Origin of the sequence: Geobacillus sp. 46C-IIa, from assembly GCF_014679505.1 — a bacterium.
GTDB lineage: Bacteria > Bacillota > Bacilli > Bacillales > Anoxybacillaceae > Geobacillus.
The window spans coordinates 3111039-3130215 of record NZ_CP061474.1 but is presented as its reverse complement, the minus strand read 5'-3'; the positions used below and the strand labels follow the sequence as shown (position 1 = coordinate 3130215).

18 protein-coding genes are annotated in these 19177 nt (G+C 54.3%); 13 read left to right on the top strand and 5 right to left on the bottom strand.

Annotated elements, in window-relative coordinates:
* Window positions 1–12 precede the first annotated feature (12 nt).
* From purM to purD, 4 genes are read left to right on the top strand one after another with little or no spacing between them, the layout of a single operon-like run.
* Window positions 13–1053, top strand: a complete 1041-nt coding sequence (purM, locus tag IC803_RS15660; protein WP_081211095.1) for a phosphoribosylformylglycinamidine cyclo-ligase — start codon at window positions 13–15, stop codon at window positions 1051–1053.
* Window positions 1050–1679: a phosphoribosylglycinamide formyltransferase gene (gene purN, locus IC803_RS15655; RefSeq protein ID WP_081211093.1), complete on the top strand. Its 630-nt coding sequence runs from the start codon at window positions 1050–1052 to the stop codon at window positions 1677–1679. Before purM ends, purN begins: the two co-directional genes overlap by 4 nt.
* Complete coding sequence (gene purH / locus IC803_RS15650; RefSeq protein WP_081211091.1) at window positions 1645–3183, top strand: bifunctional phosphoribosylaminoimidazolecarboxamide formyltransferase/IMP cyclohydrolase; 1539 nt, start codon at window positions 1645–1647, stop codon at window positions 3181–3183. The genes purN and purH overlap by 35 nt, the downstream gene beginning before the upstream one ends.
* A 26-nt stretch (window positions 3184–3209) precedes the next feature.
* Complete coding sequence (purD, locus tag IC803_RS15645) at window positions 3210–4502, top strand: phosphoribosylamine--glycine ligase (RefSeq protein WP_081211089.1); 1293 nt, start codon at window positions 3210–3212, stop codon at window positions 4500–4502.
* Here the strand turns inward: purD and IC803_RS18570 are convergent.
* A complete protein-coding gene (locus IC803_RS18570; RefSeq protein ID WP_369827008.1) occupies window positions 4456–4560 on the bottom strand; it encodes an EYxxD motif small membrane protein in 105 nt (34 codons plus the stop codon). The two genes, purD and IC803_RS18570, sit on opposite strands and share 47 nt — an antisense overlap.
* Window positions 4561–4718: 158 nt before the next feature.
* Complete coding sequence (locus IC803_RS15640) at window positions 4719–4964, bottom strand: YgaP family membrane protein (RefSeq protein ID WP_081211087.1); 246 nt, start codon at window positions 4962–4964, stop codon at window positions 4719–4721.
* A 94-nt stretch (window positions 4965–5058) separates the two neighbouring features.
* Here IC803_RS15640 and IC803_RS15635 point away from each other — a divergent pair, with 94 nt between their 5' ends.
* The 8 genes from IC803_RS15635 (at window position 5059) to IC803_RS15600 (ending at window position 15818) form a co-directional block, all read left to right on the top strand.
* On the top strand, window positions 5059–6804 hold the full coding sequence (locus IC803_RS15635; protein ID WP_081211085.1) for an adenine deaminase C-terminal domain-containing protein: 1746 nt from the start codon (window positions 5059–5061) through the stop codon (window positions 6802–6804).
* Between the two features lie 28 nt (window positions 6805–6832).
* On the top strand, window positions 6833–7849 hold the full coding sequence (locus tag IC803_RS15630) for a DUF3048 domain-containing protein (protein ID WP_190304225.1): 1017 nt from the start codon (window positions 6833–6835) through the stop codon (window positions 7847–7849).
* A 147-nt stretch (window positions 7850–7996) separates the two neighbouring features.
* The gene (locus IC803_RS15625) at window positions 7997–8314 is read left to right on the top strand and encodes a YerC/YecD family TrpR-related protein (RefSeq protein WP_063166884.1); all 318 of its coding nucleotides are present in this window, start codon (window positions 7997–7999) and stop codon (window positions 8312–8314) included.
* 106 nt (window positions 8315–8420) lie between these two features.
* A complete protein-coding gene (locus IC803_RS15620) occupies window positions 8421–9140 on the top strand; it encodes a heptaprenylglyceryl phosphate synthase (RefSeq protein ID WP_081211081.1) in 720 nt (239 codons plus the stop codon).
* A 28-nt stretch (window positions 9141–9168) separates the two neighbouring features.
* On the top strand, window positions 9169–11343 hold the full coding sequence (pcrA, locus tag IC803_RS15615; RefSeq protein WP_081211079.1) for a DNA helicase PcrA: 2175 nt from the start codon (window positions 9169–9171) through the stop codon (window positions 11341–11343).
* A gap of 21 nt (window positions 11344–11364) precedes the next feature.
* Window positions 11365–13377 carry an NAD-dependent DNA ligase LigA gene (gene ligA / locus IC803_RS15610; RefSeq protein WP_081211077.1) on the top strand — a complete coding sequence of 671 codons (2013 nt, stop codon included), beginning with the start codon at window positions 11365–11367 and terminating at the stop codon, window positions 13375–13377.
* The gene (locus IC803_RS15605; protein ID WP_081211075.1) at window positions 13374–14597 is read left to right on the top strand and encodes a CamS family sex pheromone protein; all 1224 of its coding nucleotides are present in this window, start codon (window positions 13374–13376) and stop codon (window positions 14595–14597) included. The genes ligA and IC803_RS15605 overlap by 4 nt, the downstream gene beginning before the upstream one ends.
* A 657-nt stretch (window positions 14598–15254) precedes the next feature.
* Window positions 15255–15818, top strand: a complete 564-nt coding sequence (locus tag IC803_RS15600) for an LOG family protein (protein WP_081211071.1) — start codon at window positions 15255–15257, stop codon at window positions 15816–15818.
* Window positions 15819–15853: 35 nt separating this feature from the next.
* Here IC803_RS15600 and IC803_RS15595 read toward each other — a convergent pair whose 3' ends face one another.
* From IC803_RS15595 to IC803_RS15585, 3 genes are all read right to left on the bottom strand, one after another.
* On the bottom strand, window positions 15854–17329 hold the full coding sequence (locus IC803_RS15595; protein ID WP_081211069.1) for a flavin monoamine oxidase family protein: 1476 nt from the start codon (window positions 17327–17329) through the stop codon (window positions 15854–15856).
* A gap of 96 nt (window positions 17330–17425) precedes the next feature.
* The gene (locus IC803_RS15590) at window positions 17426–18199 is read right to left on the bottom strand and encodes a VOC family protein (RefSeq protein ID WP_081211067.1); all 774 of its coding nucleotides are present in this window, start codon (window positions 18197–18199) and stop codon (window positions 17426–17428) included.
* A gap of 33 nt (window positions 18200–18232) precedes the next feature.
* On the bottom strand, window positions 18233–18718 hold the full coding sequence (locus tag IC803_RS15585; protein WP_081211107.1) for a hypothetical protein: 486 nt from the start codon (window positions 18716–18718) through the stop codon (window positions 18233–18235).
* 157 nt (window positions 18719–18875) lie between these two features.
* Here IC803_RS15585 and gatC point away from each other — a divergent pair, with 157 nt between their 5' ends.
* Window positions 18876–19166: an Asp-tRNA(Asn)/Glu-tRNA(Gln) amidotransferase subunit GatC gene (gene gatC / locus IC803_RS15580; RefSeq protein WP_081211065.1), complete on the top strand. Its 291-nt coding sequence runs from the start codon at window positions 18876–18878 to the stop codon at window positions 19164–19166.
* Window positions 19167–19177: the final 11 nt, after the last annotated feature.

Sequence of the window (19177 nt, the reverse complement as noted above, 5' to 3'; positions counted from 1 at the left end):
GGGGGATTTAGCGTGGCAAAAGCATACAAACAAGCAGGGGTTGACATTGAGGCCGGTTATCAGGCGGTCGCCCTGATGAAACAGCACGTGCAAAAAACGATGCGTCCGGAAGTGTTGGGCGGAATTGGCGGGTTTGGCGGCTTGTTTGATTTATCGGCGCTTGGCTACCGCCAGCCGGTGCTCATCTCCGGCACGGATGGCGTCGGGACAAAGCTGAAATTGGCGTTTTTGCTTGACCGGCACGATACGATCGGCATCGACTGTGTGGCGATGTGTGTCAATGACATCGTTGTCCAGGGGGCGGAACCGCTCTTTTTCCTTGACTATATCGCCTGCGGCAAAGCGGTGCCGGAAAAAATCGCCGCCATCGTCAAGGGGGTGGCTGACGGCTGCGTCGAAGCTGGCTGCGCCTTGATCGGCGGGGAAACGGCGGAAATGCCGGGAATGTACGCGGAAGACGAGTACGATTTGGCTGGGTTTGCCGTCGGCATTGCCGAAAAAGAGCGATTGGTGACGGGGCAAACGATCCAGGCAGGCGATGTGTTGATTGGCCTTCCGTCAAGCGGCCTGCATAGCAACGGCTACTCGCTCGTGCGCCGCATCGTGTTTGAACAAGCGAAGCTGTCGCTTGATAAAATTTACGAGCCGCTTGATGTTCCGCTCGGTGAGGAGCTGCTGAAGCCGACACGCATTTATGCGAAACTGTTGCGTTCGGCGCTTGAACGGTTTACGATCAAAGGGATGGCGCATATTACTGGCGGCGGGTTGATCGAAAATGTTCCGCGCATGCTGCCGGAAGGGCTTGAAGCCCGCATTCAACGCGGTTCGTGGCCGGTGCTGCCGATTTTTGACTTCTTGCGCGCCAACGGCAACCTTGAAGAAGAAGAGATGGTTTCCGTGTTTAATATGGGCATTGGCCTTGTGCTCGCCGTCAGCCCGGAAACGGCAGCGCCGCTTGTGAAATGGTTGGACGAACAAGGAGAGCCAGCCTACATCATTGGCGAAGTGGCAAAAGGAGCGGGCGTGTCGTTTACCGGAGGGGGCAAAGCATGAAGCGGTTGGCCGTGTTTGCTTCCGGAAGCGGAACGAATTTTCAGGCGCTCGTCGATGCGGCGAAGCGCGGCGAGCTGCCGGCTGACATCGCCCTCCTTGTCTGCGATCGGCCGGGCGCCAAGGTCATCGAACGAGCGGGGCGCGAAAACGTGCCGGCGTTCGTGTTTTCCCCGCAAGACTACCCGTCGAAAGCGGCGTTTGAGAGCGAGATTTTGCGTAAGTTAAAGGAACGGCAAGTTGAATGGATCGCGTTAGCTGGCTATATGCGCTTGATCGGGCCAACCTTGCTTTCCGCCTACGAAGGGAAAATCGTCAACATCCATCCGTCGCTGTTGCCGGCGTTTCCAGGCAAAGACGCCATCGGCCAGGCGTACCGGGCGGGCGTGTCGGAAACAGGTGTCACCGTACATTATGTTGATGAGGGGATGGATACCGGGCCGGTCATCGCTCAGCGCGCTGTTTCGATCGTGCCCGGAGAGCCGATCGAAGCGCTTGAGGCGCGCATTCATGCGGTCGAACATGAGTTATATCCGGCGGTATTGCGCATGCTGCTAGGGGAAGCGGAACAACAAGAAGAAAGGATCGAGAACGATGGCAGTCAAACGAGCATTAATCAGCGTGTCTAATAAAGAGGGGATCATTCCGTTTGCCAAACAGCTCGCCGAACTCGGCGTCGAAATCATTTCGACAGGCGGGACGAAACGGGCGCTTGAGGAGGCTGGTGTCCCGGTCATCTCGATTTCCGATGTCACCGGGTTTCCGGAAATTTTAGACGGGCGCGTCAAAACGCTGCACCCGGCCATTCACGGCGGCATTTTGGCGGTGCGCGGCGATGAGCGCCATCAGGCGGCGCTAGCGGAGCATGGCATCCGTCCGATCGATTTGGTCGTCGTCAACTTGTACCCGTTCCAGCAGACGATCGCGAAACCGGACGTGATGCTGGCGGAGGCGATTGAAAATATCGATATCGGCGGTCCGACGATGGTGCGCGCGGCAGCGAAAAACTATGCCGATGTCGCCATCGTCGTCGATCCAGCCGATTACCGAGCGGTGATCGAGGAGCTGAAAACAAACGGATCGATTCAAGTGGAAACGCGGCAAAAATTGGCGGCGAAAGCATTCCGTCACACGGCGGCGTATGATGCGATGATCGCCGAGTATTTGACGAACCTTACCGGGGAGGAGTACCCGGAATCGCTCACCGTCACCTATACGAAAAAACAATCGTTGCGCTATGGCGAAAATCCGCATCAATCAGCGGCGTTTTACGCCAAACCGCTCGGTGCGGCTTTCTCGATTGCGCAAGCGAAACAGCTGCACGGAAAAGGACTATCGTATAACAACATTAACGATGCCAATGCGGCCATCCACCTTATCCGCGAGTTTCAGGAGCCGGCCGTGGCGGCGATCAAACATATGAACCCATGCGGCGTCGGTGTCGGCGCGACGCTTCTTGAGGCGTTTATGAAAGCGTACGAGGCTGACCCGGTGTCCATTTTTGGCGGCATTATCGCGGTGAATCGGGAAGTGGACAAAGAAACGGCAGAGCGGATGCATGATATCTTTTTGGAAATCGTCATCGCTCCGTCGTTTAGCGACGAGGCGCTCGCCATTTTAACGCAAAAGAAAAATATCCGTCTGTTGACGCTTGACTTCGCGGCGGCAGACGTCAAGGAAAAAACGCTCGTTTCGGTCAGTGGCGGCTTGCTCGTCCAAGATGCTGATACGTATACGCTTGAGGACGCCGAATGGAACGTCGTCACGAAGCGCGAGCCGACCGAAGAAGAGCGCGAACAGCTTCGTTTTGCATGGAACGTTGTGAAGCATGTCAAATCAAACGCCATTGTGCTCGCGAAAAACGGCATGACCGTTGGCGTTGGCGCTGGGCAAATGAACCGCGTCGGCGCAGCAAAAATTGCGATTGAACAAGCAGGAGAGCAGGCGGCAGGCGCGGTGCTTGCATCCGACGCCTTTTTCCCGATGGACGACACCGTTGAAGCGGCGGCAAAAGCCGGCATTACGGCCATCATCCAGCCGGGCGGCTCGATTCGTGACGCCGATTCGATCCGCAAAGCGGATGAGTACGGCATTGCCATGGTGTTTACCGGCGTGCGCCATTTCAAACATTAAACGGCGGCAAAAAGGGAGGAAAAATGATGAACATTCTCGTAGTCGGGCGCGGCGGACGCGAGCATGCCATCGCTTGGAAGGCGGCGCAAAGCCCGCTTGTTGGCCGGCTGTATGTTGCGCCGGGCAATCCGGGCATCGGGGAAGTAGCCGAGCTCGTCGACATTGATGAACTCGATCTTGACGCGCTTGTTCAGTTTGCGAAACAAAATAGCATTGATTTGACGATTGTCGGGCCGGAAGCGCCGCTGGCCGCCGGCATTGCCGACCGCTTTATGGCGGAAGGGCTGCGCATTTTCGGCCCGAGTCAAGCGGCGGCGCTCATTGAAGGAAGCAAAGCGTTCGCGAAAGAGCTCATGAAAACATACGGCATCCCGACGGCGGAACATGCGACTTTTTCCTCATATGAACAAGCCAAAGCGTATATTGAGGAAAAAGGAGCGCCGATCGTCATTAAAGCGGACGGGTTGGCGGCCGGAAAAGGCGTCACCGTCGCCCAAACAGTGGAAGAAGCGCTGGCCGCAGCGAAGGCCGCGCTTGTCGACGGACAATTCGGCGCAGCCGGCAGCCAAGTCGTGGTCGAAGAGTATTTGGAAGGCGAAGAATTTTCGTTTATGGCGTTCGTGAACGGCGAGAAGGTATATCCTCTTGCCATCGCCCAAGACCATAAACGGGCGTATGACGGGGACGAAGGGCCGAACACCGGCGGGATGGGAGCGTATTCGCCAGTGCCGCAAATATCCGCCGATACAGTCCAAATCGCCTTGGAGACGATTTTGCGTCCGACCGCCAAAGCGTTAGTGGCCGAAGGCCGGCCGTTTACCGGCGTCTTGTATGTCGGGTTGATTGCCACACCGGCTGGGCCGAAAGTGATCGAATTTAACGCCCGGTTCGGCGATCCAGAGGCGCAAGTCGTGCTGCCGCGCTTAAAAACCGATTTGCTTGAAGCGATCTTGGCGGTAATGGAAGGAAAAGAACTGGAGCTCGAGTGGACGGACGAAGCGGTGCTTGGCGTCGTGCTGGCGGCGAAAGGTTATCCGGGCGCTTACGAACGCGGGGCGGCCATCGGTGGACTCGAGCGGCTTGCTCCGGATGCATTGTTGTTCCATGCCGGCACGAAGCGGGAAGACGGAACGCTCTATACAAACGGCGGCCGCGTCCTGCTGCTGGCGGCCAAGGGGGCGACGCTCGCTGAGGCGAAGGAAAAAGCATACGAGCAATTGGCGGCAATTGACTGCGACGGCCTGTTTTATCGCCGCGACATCGGCCGGCGCGCTATCGAACGCGCCTCCGCCGCAAATACACATACGACAGGGCGATAATGCCGCCGATCAACGCCGCCAACACAAACGACATATCGGTCATATATTCAAGCAACATCCTTATTCACCCCTTTGTATCGAAGGTGTCCCGAACGCGGGACACCTTTTCTTGCGTGAAACGAAGCGACTTATAGCCGTACGGGAACATAACGGATCATCCCAGCGTTGTTTCAAAGATGTTTCCTGCTTCCCGACAGGTGCGGAAGCGGTTTATGCTTATGTCGGATTGACAACGGCTTCCTTTTGTTCATCAAGCAGCCGTTCGCGCTGCATATTGTCAAATAGGGCCGTCACCGGACAAAAACGGGTAATCCCTTCGCCAACTTTCATGGCTCCAAGCAGGACGGCAAACAAATATGACGTGCACCACGGCCGCCGGGCGAACCGGGCTGTCGCCCATGCGATGACGGTTAAGCCGAATGTGATGCGGATCAGTGCGTTGACAATGCCGATATTCGCCATTGGCGTGTCCCTCCTTATATTTTTATTGTGAAAATCGCTTTCGTGCGTTAAAATGATTATATGGAACGATTAGGAAACAAGGGACGGGGTGTCAATGGGCGAACAACGCTACCGATGGAAAAGCAGTGAATTGCGCGAACAGGCAGCGGTGATTGATGGCAAACAATCGCCGACAAAAGTATTAACGAACGCAACGTATTTGCATTCCTATTTCCGCGAATGGGTGAAAGGGAATATATGGATACATGGCGACCGTGTTGTGTACGCCGGAGAGCGGCTTCCTGACCGCGTCGATGAGTCATGTGAAATTGTCGACTGCCGCGGGTATGTGCTCGTCCCCGGCTATATTGAGCCGCATGTTCATCCATTTCAATTATATAATCCCCATTCCTTTGCCCGTTATGCGGCAACGTGCGGGACGACGACGCTGGTCAATGATAACTTATTTTTCCTTTTGCAAGCTGGCGATGAAGAGGCGTTTTTATTTTTGCAAGAAATGAATGCGCTTCCAACTTCGATGTATTGGTGGTGCCGCTTTGACGGGCAAACGGAGCTAGAGCGCGAAGATGAGCAGCTGTCAAACGCTCGGATCAAACGGTGGCTGGATCAAGAAACGGTTCTTCAGGGCGGTGAGCTGACATCGTGGCCTAGGCTCGTCAGCGGTGATGACATCGTTCTTTACTGGATGCAAGAGGCGAAACGGCGGCGCCGTAAAATCGAGGGGCACTTTCCGGGAGCGTCGGAGAAAACGCTGGTGAAAATGGCGCTTTTTGGCGTAGACGGAGACCATGAAGCGATGACGGGAAAAGAAGTGCGCCTGCGCCTTTGGCACGGCTATACGGTCACGCTCCGCCATTCGTCAATCCGCCCGGATTTGCCGGTGCTGCTTGAGGAAATGAAAGCGCTTGGCATCCGGTATTATGACAAATGCTTATTGACGACCGATGGTTCGCCGCCCGCCTTTTATGAAGATGGAGTCATAGATCAGCTGCTCCGCATCGCCATTGAGCATGGCGTGCCGGTGATTGATGCGTATGCCATGGCGACGATCAACGCCGCCCGCCATTACGGCATTGAACATCTTCACGGCAGCATCGCTACCGGCCGGATTGCGCATATCAACTTCTTGCGCTCGGCCCATGACCCGACGCCAGTGCAGGTGCTTGCCAAAGGCGAATGGGTGAAGCGGGAAGGGGAGCCGTCAGGTGCATGGCCAGCACCGAAATGGGAACAGTTTGGCATTCGGCCGCTTTCATTGTCATGGGAGTTGGAATGGGATGATTTGCAGTTTTCGATGCCGATGGGGCTGCGCATGGAAAATGCGGTCATTTTAAAGCCGTACTCCGTGTCCAGTGATACATCGCGCGATCGGTTAGGCCACGACCATGACGAATGCTTTTTAGTGTTGCTTGACCGAAACGGCCGCTGGCGCGTCAATACGATGCTGAAAGGATTTTCATCGGCGCTCGGCGGGTTAGCGAGCTCATATTCGAACACCGGCGACTTCCTTTTGATCGGCAAACATAAGGAAGATATGATGCTTGCGTTTCGGCGGATGAAGGACATCGGCGGCGGCATCGTGCTCGTTGAGGACGGAACCATTTTATTTGAGCTTCCGCTCCCGCTTGGCGGCATGACGTCCACCTTGGACATGGAACCATTGATGAACGAGGAAAAGACATTCGTCCGTCTTTTGCGGGAACGTGGATATCATTTTGAGGATCCGGTGTACTCGCTGCTCTTTTTACAGTCAACTCATTTGCCATACGTGCGCATTACCCAGCGCGGCATTTATGATGTGATGCACAAAACGGTACTCTTTCCTTCGATAATGCGGTAAAATAAAAAAGAAAAAGGTTGTGTGTCCATTGAAACGCTGGCTGTTTGCCATCAGTTGCGCGGTGCTGTTACTAGGCGGCTGCACCACCGAAAGCGGGCCAAAACGAGCTGAGCCGGCCAAGCCCAATCCGGTGCATGAGCAGCCGGCCGAGTCACCGGGAGAGGAGAAACAAACGTTTCCGCTGACCGGATTGCCGGCAGAGGGGGACGTTCATCAACGGGTCGTCGGCGTCATGATCAACAATCATCCGAAGGCGCGTCCGCAGTCGGGCCTCCGCCAGGCGGACATCGTGTATGAGGTGCTCGCCGAGGGAGACATCACCCGCTTTTTAGCGCTGTATCAAAGCGAGCTGCCCGAGCGGGTTGGACCGGTGCGCAGCGCGCGCGACTACTATATTGACTTGAGCGACGGCTACCATGCGATTTACGTTTGCCACGGCTGGAGCCCGGAGGCAAGAGAGCGGCTTGAGCGGGGCGGGACTGACTATTTGAATGGATTGTTCTATGACGGCACGCTGTTTCAGCGCGTCTCATTCCGCAAGGCGCCGCACAATTCATACATTACGTTCGCTGACATTGAAAAAGGAGCCGAGCAAAACGGATATGCGTGGACAGATGATATTGCCCCGCTGCCGTTTCGCGACGATGAGCCAAGCGGGGAGAAGGCCGAGACGGTTCGCATTATCTATTCGCACCGGGCGTACGCCCAAGTCGAATACCGATATGCGCCGGAACAAAAAGGGTATTACCGATACAGCGGCGGTGAGCAAACGATCGATTACGATACGCATGACCCGGTCGCGGTGCAAAATGTGATGATCGTGGCCGCCCGCCACCAAGTGATCGACAGTTACGGACGGCGTGACATTGACGTAACTTCCGGCGGTAAAGGCTACTTGTTACAAAACGGCGTCATCCAGCCGATCGAATGGAAAAACGTCGATGGGCGGTTGCTGCCGTACCGCGACGGGGCTCCGGTTGGATTCATGCCGGGGAAGACGTGGATCAACATCGTTCCAGAGCTGGCGATCGTGCAATGGAAATGACGGGACAGCCCGCTTTGTTCACCGCGAGGCTGGGATCGGCCGATGGGTTGATGTGGATAGAACATGTCCGCAGGCGGCTTTCGGAGAGACACACATGGCCGTCGTGGATTAGAACATTTTCTCGCTAAACGTAAGGAGGAAACAGGCATGCAAATCGATAAGCTGCGCGGCAGAGAGCTTGATCAACTGTTTAAAGCCATTTTGTCGCTGCGTGATGTAGAGGAGTGTTACCGCTTTTTCGACGATTTATGCACGGTGAATGAAATTCAAGCGCTCGCTCAGCGGCTCGAGGTGGCGCGCATGTTGCGCGAAGGGTATACGTACCATAAAATCGAAACGGAAACCGGGGCGAGCACAGCGACCATTTCGCGTGTCAAACGTTGCCTCAATTACGGCAATGACGCCTACGCGATGGCGCTTGACCGCATTAAAGAGGAAGAACACGAGACGGCCAACGAAGCATAACGTCTAGCGCTGCAAGGAGATTCCTTCCATCTGAAAAGGAACTCCTTTTCTTTTTGTGGATTTGTTATAATGAAACAATGGAGTAATGACGTGGAGGGATTTTGCCATGGAAGAGATTCGCGCTTGGCGCCATGTGTTTAAACTAGACCCGAACAAGCCGATCGATGACGATCGCCTTGAGCGTCTTTGTGAGTCCGGAACGGATGCCGTCATCGTCGGCGGAACGGATGGAGTGACGCTCGATGGCGTGCTCGATTTATTGGCCCGCATCCGTCGTTTCTCGGTGCCATGCGCGCTCGAAGTGACCGATATGGAGGCGTTGACGCCGGGGTTTGATGCGTATTTCATCCCGATGGTGTTAAACAGCCGCCATGTCGAGTGGGTGATCGGCCGTCATCATGAGGCGGTGAAACAGTATGGCGACGTCATGAATTGGGATGAAATTTTCGCCGAAGGCTATTGTATTTTAAACCGGGAATGCAAGGCGGCGAAGCTGACGGAGGCCGATACAGCGCTCGATGACGATGATGTTGTGGCGTATGCCCGCCTCGCTGAGCATCTGTACAAGCTGCCGATCTTTTATCTTGAATATAGCGGCGCGTACGGCAATCCGCTGCTAGTGGAAAAAGTGAAACGAGCCCTCAGCCGAACGCAGCTCGTTTACGGCGGCGGCATTACGACGCCGGAACAGGCGGCGGAAATGGCCCGCTATGCTGATACGGTCGTCGTCGGCAACGCCGTTTACAATTCGTTTGAAAGCGCGTTGGCGACGGTGGAAGCGGTCAAGCGGATCGCTGGCGAAAATGGAATCAATGGTGTAAAATAGAACATATGTTTTATTGGTGGTGGAAACGATGAATTTTTTGTCCGAAAAGTTGCTCGCTCATTTAAACAAGGAGCAGCAAGAGGCGGTCAAAACGACGGAAGGACCGCTGCTCATTATGGCCGGGGCGGGGAGCGGGAAAACGCGTGTGTTGACGCACCGGATCGCGTATTTAATGGCGGAAAGGCATGTCGCGCCGTGGAACATTTTGGCCATTACGTTTACGAACAAGGCGGCGCGCGAAATGCGGGAACGCGTGCAGGCGCTCTTAGGCGGAGCGGCGGAAGACGTCTGGATTTCGACGTTCCATTCGATGTGCGTTCGCATTTTACGCCGCGACATTGACCGCATCGGCATTAACCGCAATTTTTCGATCCTCGATCCAACCGACCAGCTTTCGGTGATCAAAACGATTTTAAAAGAAAAGAACATCGATCCGAAAAAATTTGAACCACGGACGATTTTAGGTACGATCAGCGGAGCGAAAAACGATCTGCTCGCGCCGGAACAATTCGCAAAGCGGGCATCGACGTATTACGAAAACATTGTCAGCGATGTGTATCAAGAATACCAGCAACGCCTTCTCCGAAACCATTCGCTTGACTTTGACGACTTGATCATGACGACGATCCAGCTGTTTGACCGCGTGCCGGACGTGCTTCAATATTACCAATATAAATTTCAGTACATTCACATTGATGAGTATCAAGATACGAACCGCGCTCAATACACGCTTGTCAAAAAGCTGGCCGAGCGCTTCCAAAACATTTGCGCCGTCGGCGATGCCGACCAGTCGATTTATCGCTGGCGCGGGGCGGATATCCAAAACATTTTATCGTTTGAGCGCGATTACCCGAACGCGAAAGTCATTTTACTTGAACAAAACTACCGTTCGACCAAGCGCATTTTGCAGGCGGCGAACGAAGTGATCGAACATAACGTCAACCGGAAGCCGAAGCGGCTTTGGACGGAAAATCCGGAAGGGAAGCCGATCATTTATTACGATGCGATGAACGAAGCAGACGAAGCGCAGTTTGTCGCCGGCCGCATCCAAGAGGCGGTTGAGCGCGGGGTGCGCCGCTACAGCGATTTTGCGGTGCTGTACCGGACGAACGCCCAGTCGCGTGTCATTGAGGAAATGTTGTTAAAAGCGAACATTCCGTACCAAATCGTCGGCGGCTTAAAGTTCTATGACCGGAAAGAAATTAAAGATATTCTTGCCTATTTGCGCGTCATTGCCAATCCGGATGACGATTTAAGTTTGCTTCGCATCATTAATGTGCCGAAGCGCGGCATCGGCGCCTCGACGATCGATAAGCTCGTCCGCCACGCGGCGGAGCATGAGCTGTCGCTGTTTGAAACGCTTGGAGAGCTCGAGATGATCGGCCTGAGTGCAAAGGCGGCCGGAGCGCTCGCGGCGTTCCGCAGCCAGCTCGAGCAATGGACACAGCTGCAGGAATACGTCTCGGTTACTGAACTTGTCGAAGAAGTGCTCGACAAATCCGGCTACCGCGACATGCTGAAGGCGGAGCGGACGATTGAGGCACAAAGCCGGCTTGAGAACCTTGACGAGTTCTTATCAGTGACCAAGCATTTTGAAAACGTCAGCGATGATAAATCGCTCGTCGCCTTTTTAACCGATTTGGCGCTTATTTCCGATTTGGACGAGCTAAACGGCGGCGACCAAACGGCAGAAGGGGATGCGGTCGTTTTAATGACCCTTCACGCCGCCAAAGGGCTCGAGTTTCCGGTCGTCTTTTTGATTGGTATGGAGGAAGGCATCTTTCCACACAACCGTTCGCTCGACGACGAAGACGAGATGGAGGAAGAGCGGCGGCTGGCGTACGTCGGCATCACTCGTGCGGAAGAAGAGCTCGTGTTGACGAGCGCGCAAATGCGGACGTTGTTTGGCAACATTCAAATGAACCCACCGTCGCGCTTTTTAGATGAAATTCCAGCGCATTTGCTCGAGACGGTTTCGCGTCGTCAGACGGCCGCTTCGCGTCCGGTCGTTTCGCGTTCGCATGGAAACGGCGCCGTTGGGGCATGGAAAGTCGGCGATCGGGCGAACCACCGGAAATGGGGGGTCGGCACCGTCGTCAGCGTCCGCGGTGAAGGCGACGACCAAGAACTCGACATCGCCTTCCCAAGCCCGACCGGCATTAAACGGCTGCTCGCTAAATTTGCACCGATTGAGAAAGTGTAAGAAAGGAGAACGGGTGAACGTATGGACCGCCAACAAGCCGAACGGCGCGCGGCCGAGCTGCGCGAACGGTTAAACCGCTACGGATATGAATATTATGTGCTTGACCGGCCGTCTGTCCCGGATGCCGAGTACGACCGGTTGATGCAAGAGCTCATCGCCATTGAGGAACAGTATCCGGAGCTAAAAACGAGCGATTCGCCGACTCAGCGCATCGGCGGCCCGCCGCTTGAGGCGTTTCGCAAGGTGACGCATCGAGTCCCGATGATGAGCTTAGCGAACGCGTTTCACGAAGGCGACTTGCGCGATTTTGACCGCCGCGTCCGCCAAGAAGTCGGTGAGACGGCGTATGTGTGTGAATTGAAAATTGATGGCCTTGCCGTCTCGGTCCGCTATGAAGACGGTTATTTCGTCCAAGGGGCGACGCGCGGCGACGGAACGACAGGGGAAGACATTACGGAAAATTTGAAGACGATCCGCTCGCTGCCGCTGCGCCTCAACGAGCCGGTGTCGCTGGAGGCGCGCGGCGAGGCGTTCATGCCGAAAGCGTCATTTTTGCGTCTCAACAAGGAGCGCCAAGCGCGCGGAGAAGAACTGTTTGCCAATCCGCGCAACGCCGCGGCGGGCTCGCTCCGCCAGCTCGATCCGAAAGTGGCGGCCTCGCGTCAGCTCGATTTGTTCGTCTATGGGCTAGCCAATGCCGAGGAGCTGGGCATTGAATCGCATAGCGCGGCGCTTGGCTACTTGCAGACGCTCGGGTTCAAAGTGAATCCGGAGCGGCGGCGCTGCGCCACGATCGATGAAGTGATCGCGTTTGTCAACGAGTGGCACGAAAAACGGCCGCAACTGCCGTACGAGATCGACGGCATCGTCATTAAAGTTGATTCGTTTGCTCAACAACGACAGCTCGGGGCGACAGCGAAAAGTCCACGTTGGGCGATCGCCTACAAATTCCCAGCTGAAGAGGTGGTCACCACGCTCATCGGCATCGAGGTGAATGTCGGCCGCACCGGCGTTGTCACCCCGACTGCGATCTTGGAGCCCGTTCGCGTTGCCGGAACGACCGTGCAACGCGCCACCCTTCATAACGAAGATTTTATTCGTGAGAAAGATATCCGCATTGGCGATGCTGTCATTATTAAAAAGGCGGGCGATATCATCCCGGAAGTCGTTGGTGTCGTCGTCGATCGGCGCGACGGGGACGAAGTGCCGTTTACGATGCCGACGCACTGTCCGGAATGCGAAAGCGAACTTGTTCGCCTGGAGGGGGAAGTGGCGCTCCGCTGCTTAAACCCGAAATGCCCGGCTCAGCTGCGCGAACGGCTCATTCACTTTGCGTCAAGGTCGGCAATGAACATAGAAGGGTTAGGAGAAAAAGTCGTTACCCAACTGTTTAACGCCGGCCTTGTCCGCGATGTCGCTGATTTGTACCGGCTGACGAAAGAACAGCTTGTCAGTCTGGAGCGGATGGGCGAAAAGTCGGCAGCGAATTTGCTCGCAGCGATCGAAGCATCAAAGCAAAACTCGCTTGAGCGTCTGTTGTTCGGCCTTGGCATCCGCTACGTCGGGGCAAAAGCCGCCCAGCTGTTGGCCGAACATTTCGAAACGATGGAGCGGCTCGAGACAGCGACAAAAGATGAGTTGATGGCCGTGCCGGAAATCGGTGAAAAAATGGCTGACTCGGTCACTGCTTATTTTGCCCAGCCGGAAGCGGCCGAGCTGTTGAAGGAGTTGCGCGCCTACGGCGTCAACATGGCATACAAAGGACGGAAACGGACAGCTGAAACGCCATCCTCATCGGTGCTGGCTGGCAAAACAGTCGTCTTGACCGGCAAGCTCGCATCGATGTCACGCAATGAAGCGAAAGAACAAATCGAGCGGCTTGGCGGTCGTGTCACCGGCAGCGTCAGCCGCAGCACCGACATCGTCATCGCCGGCGAAGAGGCAGGGTCGAAACTCGATAAAGCCCAGCAACTTGGCATCGAAATTTGGGATGAAACACGATTTTTGCAAGAGATAAGCAGGGGGGAACAATGAAACGAATCTCAATCATTAGCAGCTTGGTTGCCCGCTGTTGGACAAAGCGGGCCCGAAAGCGGCTCGCCGCCTTTGGGCTCGCCTCCACCTGTTTGTTGTCCGCGTGCGCGCCAAAATTTGACGAGGGCGAAGAAGTGGTACAAGAAAAAGGAAGCAAAGAGCAAGAAGCCGTCATTCCAAAATACAACATTTCCGATTCGCATTATCGCGTCATCTTGCCGTTTAAACCGTCCGGTGCGCGCGGACAGGTGGTCAACGATTTAAATACGCGCCTTGATGTCGATGAATTTGAGACCGGGCTCATGCGCTTGGCCTCCGAACAATTTTCTCCGGATGATTACTTGTTCCAAGAGGGGCAATATTTAGACGGTGAGACAGTTGGAAAATGGCTCGCCCGTAAGCGGACGAACAGCCAGCTGAAAGAAGAGAAAATGAAGCCGGAAGACAACATCGGCTTAAATCCGCCGATTAGCGATACGGGAACGAACGAGCAAAAAAATAAGCAAAGCCCGATTTATTTGGCGAGTATTTTGGAACACGACTATTTAGTGAAAGTGGACAACGATAAGGTGAGACTCGGCGGTGTCGCCATTGGCCTGGCGTTAAACTCCGTCCACTATTATTCGACCGAGCAAGGCTATCCGCGCGAGGTGAAAATCAAAGACGATGTCATTGAACGGGAAGGAAAGCGGATTGCCGCCGAGGTGCTGAAACGGTTGCGAAATATAAAAGGACTTGGCAGTGTGCCAATCACGATTGCCCTATACAAACAAGCGCCGCGCTCGTCCGTCACCCCGGGGCATTTTTTCGCCGTCACCCATATCGATGAAGGAAGCAGCACGATTGACAAATGGGAAGCGGTGAACGAGGAATATTACTTATTCCCGTCTGATGAAGCGGAAGAAAACCACCGCGACGACTGGCTGAAATTCAATAATTTTAAATCAGACGTTGAGGACTTTTTCCCGAACTACACCGGCATCGTCGGCAAAGGGCTGTATGTCAACGATCAGCTCCAAAAGCTGACGATCAACATGACGATTCCGTTTTATGGGAAAGCGGAAGTGATCGGGTTTACCCAATACGTGACCGGTCTTGTGATGGAAAAATTTCCGGACTACATCACGGTCAACGTCTACATTTCTTCAGCGGGCCAGCCGGAAAGCCTGATCGTACGTGAAGCGAAAGCGAACGAGCCGTTTGTGCATATTTATCAATAGATGACGAACCAACCATGACGCAATATCCTCTCCGGACCAGCTGGGGAGGATGTTTTGTTGATGTGAAGCGTTTAGAAGGCCGGTGACAAACGATGATGTTTGTGAAATCGATGGAGTTCGTCGGAAAAAAGCCGATTTTACAAGGCTTCTCAATTTGATAAGAATCGGTTTTGCACTGGTTTTCTCATTAAATCACCAGCCTTTTAGGCCATGACCGAATAACAAGAGACGACTTGTTTAGACGATCAAAGGTTCGGGGCGGCTAAGAGAGCGGCTCTAAAAGCCCGGTGATTAAAGGAGCAGGTTGCTTCACCGCCTTGTTTCTCAAATAGACAAACCTTTTGGTATCAGCTTCTCGTTTCACGTCATCCGACGTCAGCCAGAGGCGATCGCTGTTTTTCACCAGCCTTCTAAGTCTGTGAACATGGCTGCGGTGATTGTATTCGATCAATGCGCAATCCATAACGCTGCGTGTCGGTTTCGCCTAACATGGAGCGAGTCAGTGGAAATAGCGCTTTGCCTGACGGACGGAGGATTGGTAAAATGATGGTTCAGAGACATTTTTTTGACATCGGATGGAAACGGTTGCCTTTGTCATGATGGGATCCAAACGGGGGCGTTTGTTCCAAAAATACGCGGGTAAAGGTGTGGATATCAATGAAAGCCATTTGTGTGTTTTGTGGATCAAGCTATGGACAGAACGGCAAATATAAAGAAGCGGCGCGGGAGCTCGGAGCGTTTTTCGCCCGCTGTGGCATTACGCTCATTTACGGCGGCGGAAAGGCCGGGCTGATGGGAGAGGTGGCCGAGGCCGTGCTAAGCCACCAAGGGCGCGTTATCGGGATTATTCCGCAGTTTTTGAAAGATCGGGAAGTGGCGCATGATCGGTTGAGCGAGTTGTTGGTCGTCGATACGATGCATACGCGCAAGGCGAAAATGAACGAGGCGGCCGACGGGTTTATCGCTCTGCCCGGGGGATACGGAACGTACGAAGAACTGTTTGAAGTGCTCTCGTGGTCGCGCGTCGGCCTTCACCAAAAACCGATCGGCCTGCTCAATGTCGACGGCTTTTTCGACCCGCTCCTTGACTTGCTTCGGCATACGGTCGAAAACGGATTTGCCGCGCTGGAAGATCTCGATCTGATTGTCAGCGCTGCGGATGTTTCGACGCTGTATGAGCGGATGAAGACGTTCCGCCATCATCACTGTTCTGGAACATGAAGGAGCGGTTGACCGCTCCGCCGACAGAGATGCTGCTAAGCTGGCGAGTTGTTCACTTCATACGCGGCGCAGATGCCGGATTCAATTGCTCCTTGAATCCAGCCGTGATGAGTGGACGCATGTTCACCGGCAAAATGGACCCTTCCTTCGGGAGTCGCGATATACGGCGACAGCTCCGTCACTTGGTTCGGCTTCATCATCGTGAAGGCGCCGCCGGAGTACGGATAGCGCACCCAACTATGGCTCGTTCCCGTTTCAAATTCACGGTAGACTTGTTCGCCATGGATGACGGCTAAGTTTTTTAACGTATATTCAAGCCGCTCTTCATCGCTTAAGCTGTCCCACGGGATCGTGTCGTCTTCCCACGTATAGCTGGCCAATACGACGCCAGGTCCTGCCGTGCCAATGCCTTGGCTTGGATATTGCGTATACGTAATCGGCAGGTCGGAGACGGTTTTTCCTCCGAACATCCCTTCTTTTTCCCAAAATCGTGTTTTAAACTGGATGCCGGTTTTCGTTGAACCGGCATAATGAAGTTCGCGAATAGCCTTCCATTTGTGTTCGGAAAACGAATGGCGCGGTTCGATGTCGACAAACTGCAAAATCGAAAACGGGATGGTGACGATCACTCGATCGGCCGTGATTTGAAACGGCTGAAAAATTTTTGTATGGGTGGCGTGCACCGTGACGCTGTTTTTGTTTTGAACGATTTTTTGCACTTTATGGCTAAAGAGAATCTCGTCCTTCAGCTGCGGCAAAAAAGCTTTCGGAAGCCGATCGTTGCCGCCGGCAATTTCATAAAAGCGAATATTCGGCGTAAACAGCACCATCAGTTCACGCAACATCTCAAGAAACGAAAGTTCGGGGAATCCTTCCAACGAGAGAACGGCTTTGATCATATCGATGGCTCCCACGGACAACGGTAGGCCGAACGGGTTGTAGCGCAAATAGGCGTCCAGCGAGTAGCGGTCGAGCCGTTCGATGACAATCGGCCAATGTTGTTCTGGATTTTGTTCAATGAATTGAATGACCGGACGAATAGCCATTTGCAACAGCTCGGAAGCGGTTTTGCCTCGTTCGTGAGGGGCGACGGGAAAGCCGAAGAGGTCGGGATGGCGCTCGTATTCGCTAAGGCGCGCTTTGACGCCGCGAAAATATAAAATGTCGCGCGGGGTGCTGTTGATAAACGGGTGGAGCGGCAAGTTGAATTTTTGGATATATTCCAATGTCAATTGATGGGTGTGAGGGATGCGCATCGCCCCAGCCTCAAGATACTGGTCGTTGCGAAAGTCGGAGCGAAGCGTGTAGATGCGGCCGCCGACTCGCTCGGACGCTTCAAGAATCGTGACGCGATGCCCGGCTTGCTTCAGCAATGACGCTGCGACAAGCCCGGCCATTCCGGCGCCGATGATAATGATATGTTGGGGCGTTGCGGTTTTCTTTAAGCCATGGCGAATGATCGAGACCATCGTTTCCATCGATAGTTTTGGAGAAACATATGGATGGGACATTAGTGGACTCCCCCTTTTCTATCTGCCTGTTGCGATGGCGAAAATGCGGTTACTCCATTTTATTCAGCGGCAAAGGGGGATATGTGGAAGTATCCGTTACGATTCGGAAAAGATATACGTTCCTCCAGCCAGCTCGAGGCGGCGCTGCGGCTTGCTGCCGATGATGCGGCAGGCAAACGGCCTTGTCGACGGGGTTTCGTCTGCTTGGTAAAAGCGGAGGGTGACGCCGCCAACCGTTAGCCCGGCATAGGTCCCCGCCTCATCGTGGCCAACATTAGGGTCCGGCAGGTCAAACAGCCGACGGTAGCCGCTGATGGCGCGGTCGATATCAAGCGTATAGATGCTGATGGACGACAGGGAGGGAGATCCGATCGGATGGCGCATGAGCGGCGCCAACTCCTTCACCCGCACGTCATCGCGGTCGCCCCACTGGATGAAAAACGGGTAGCGGAACGCACCGTTGATGTCGTTTTCAAGAAAAAGCATGGACCACGTCAATAACTTGCCGTCATCGCGTTGGCGGCCGCCAGGGAGCGGGCCGATCGGAGTGAATCCCTTGCTTTTGAGCTGTGCGGCCAGCTGTTGGATATCGTCCGTCCGAAATGCGAATTGTGAAAAGCCGTTTCCCTCCTGGCGATCAGCGACAAGTTGGGCAATGAGCGGATTTTGGCAGGTGTTCGCTGTCTGCTCATCGGCGATGCCGATCCATTCGATGTAGCTTAGCGGCGCGAAATAGCATAACGCGTTATACGTTCCCCATGACAAATGGCGGCCGCCGTGGATGGCCGTAAACCCTAACTGTTCAAATGAGTCTTTCGCCTGTTCCGGGTGCTCGGTCAGGTGGACGAGATGGTCAAACGCGACGTTCATGGCGGCGAACTTCCCCCTTATAGAGAAGGTCGATTAGCGGAACAGCATTTCTTTAAGCTTGTAGATGATGCGTTCGTTATCGACGGTGCGGTGGGCGATAAAATTCAAGTCCAGCTTGATGTCTTCGATTTGGGCAGCCAATTGCTCATAGCGGGAATCCATCTTCTGTTCGAGGCGGTCCACCGTTTGTTTCAATGAGGCAAATTCTTGGTGAAGATGGTGGACATCAGCGGCGAGAGCTTCTAGTTTGGCGTCTGTTTCGTCTTGGCGGTGGAGAAGAGCGGCCACGATGCCGTTCAATTCCTTTTGCCCGGCGCGAAGCGAATCTTGTTCTTGGCGTAGACGCTGTTGTTCCAAACGGATTTCCTGCTGCTCTTTTCGGATTTCTTCTTGTTCCTGGCGAATGGCGATTTGTTCACGCTCGAGCCGCTCTTGGCCTTCCACGAGCTTTTGCAGCGTCCCGTCCATGGCGTTCAAGCGGTCGAGCACTTGAGCGAACAACTCTTCACTCATCGTCATCATCCCCCTTTTTCATACATTATGGCCATTATAGTACATATGTTCGAATTTGTCAATGGACAACAAAGGAAATGTTAGCCGGAATGTTGCTTTATTTCCTTTTATTTTGGTATCATCATAGTATTGTGAAAGGTCGACTATATCGGAGGTGAACACGATGTCGCGAATTTCCATTGACCAAGTGAAGCATGTCGCCGACTTGGCGCGGTTGGCGATTACGGAGGAAGAGGCGGAGATGTTTACGAAACAGCTTGATGCCATCATTACGTTTGCCGAGCAGTTGAATGAATTGGATACCGAAAACGTACCGCCGACTTCGCATGTGCTTGATATGAGAAACGTGATGCGCGAGGACATTCCAGCGCCTGGACTGCCGCGCGAGGAAGTGTTGAAAAACGCGCCGGATCAGCAAGACGGTCAGTTCCGCGTGCCCGCTATTTTAGAGTAAGGAGGGGGATT

What these genes read in the sequence shown, in the direction of transcription:
- ligA (WP_081211077.1), top strand. Translation starts at nt 11,365, where the DNA reads ATGGACCGCCAACAAGCCGAACGGCGCGCGGCCGAGCTGCGCGAACGG.
- IC803_RS15585 (WP_081211107.1), bottom strand. Translation starts at nt 18,718, where the DNA reads ATGACGATGAGTGAAGAGTTGTTCGCTCAAGTGCTCGACCGCTTGAAC.
- purH (WP_081211091.1), top strand. Translation starts at nt 1,645, where the DNA reads ATGGCAGTCAAACGAGCATTAATCAGCGTGTCTAATAAAGAGGGGATC.
- IC803_RS15620 (WP_081211081.1), top strand. Translation starts at nt 8,421, where the DNA reads ATGGAAGAGATTCGCGCTTGGCGCCATGTGTTTAAACTAGACCCGAAC.
- IC803_RS15590 (WP_081211067.1), bottom strand. Translation starts at nt 18,199, where the DNA reads ATGAACGTCGCGTTTGACCATCTCGTCCACCTGACCGAGCACCCGGAA.
- IC803_RS15640 (WP_081211087.1), bottom strand. Translation starts at nt 4,964, where the DNA reads ATGGCGAATATCGGCATTGTCAACGCACTGATCCGCATCACATTCGGC.
- purD (WP_081211089.1), top strand. Translation starts at nt 3,210, where the DNA reads ATGAACATTCTCGTAGTCGGGCGCGGCGGACGCGAGCATGCCATCGCT.
- IC803_RS15605 (WP_081211075.1), top strand. Translation starts at nt 13,374, where the DNA reads ATGAAACGAATCTCAATCATTAGCAGCTTGGTTGCCCGCTGTTGGACA.
- IC803_RS15600 (WP_081211071.1), top strand. Translation starts at nt 15,255, where the DNA reads ATGAAAGCCATTTGTGTGTTTTGTGGATCAAGCTATGGACAGAACGGC.
- IC803_RS15635 (WP_081211085.1), top strand. Translation starts at nt 5,059, where the DNA reads ATGGGCGAACAACGCTACCGATGGAAAAGCAGTGAATTGCGCGAACAG.
- IC803_RS15595 (WP_081211069.1), bottom strand. Translation starts at nt 17,329, where the DNA reads ATGTCCCATCCATATGTTTCTCCAAAACTATCGATGGAAACGATGGTC.
- gatC (WP_081211065.1), top strand. Translation starts at nt 18,876, where the DNA reads ATGTCGCGAATTTCCATTGACCAAGTGAAGCATGTCGCCGACTTGGCG.
- pcrA (WP_081211079.1), top strand. Translation starts at nt 9,169, where the DNA reads ATGAATTTTTTGTCCGAAAAGTTGCTCGCTCATTTAAACAAGGAGCAG.
- IC803_RS15625 (WP_063166884.1), top strand. Translation starts at nt 7,997, where the DNA reads ATGCAAATCGATAAGCTGCGCGGCAGAGAGCTTGATCAACTGTTTAAA.
- purN (WP_081211093.1), top strand. Translation starts at nt 1,050, where the DNA reads ATGAAGCGGTTGGCCGTGTTTGCTTCCGGAAGCGGAACGAATTTTCAG.
- IC803_RS18570 (WP_369827008.1), bottom strand. Translation starts at nt 4,560, where the DNA reads ATGTTGCTTGAATATATGACCGATATGTCGTTTGTGTTGGCGGCGTTG.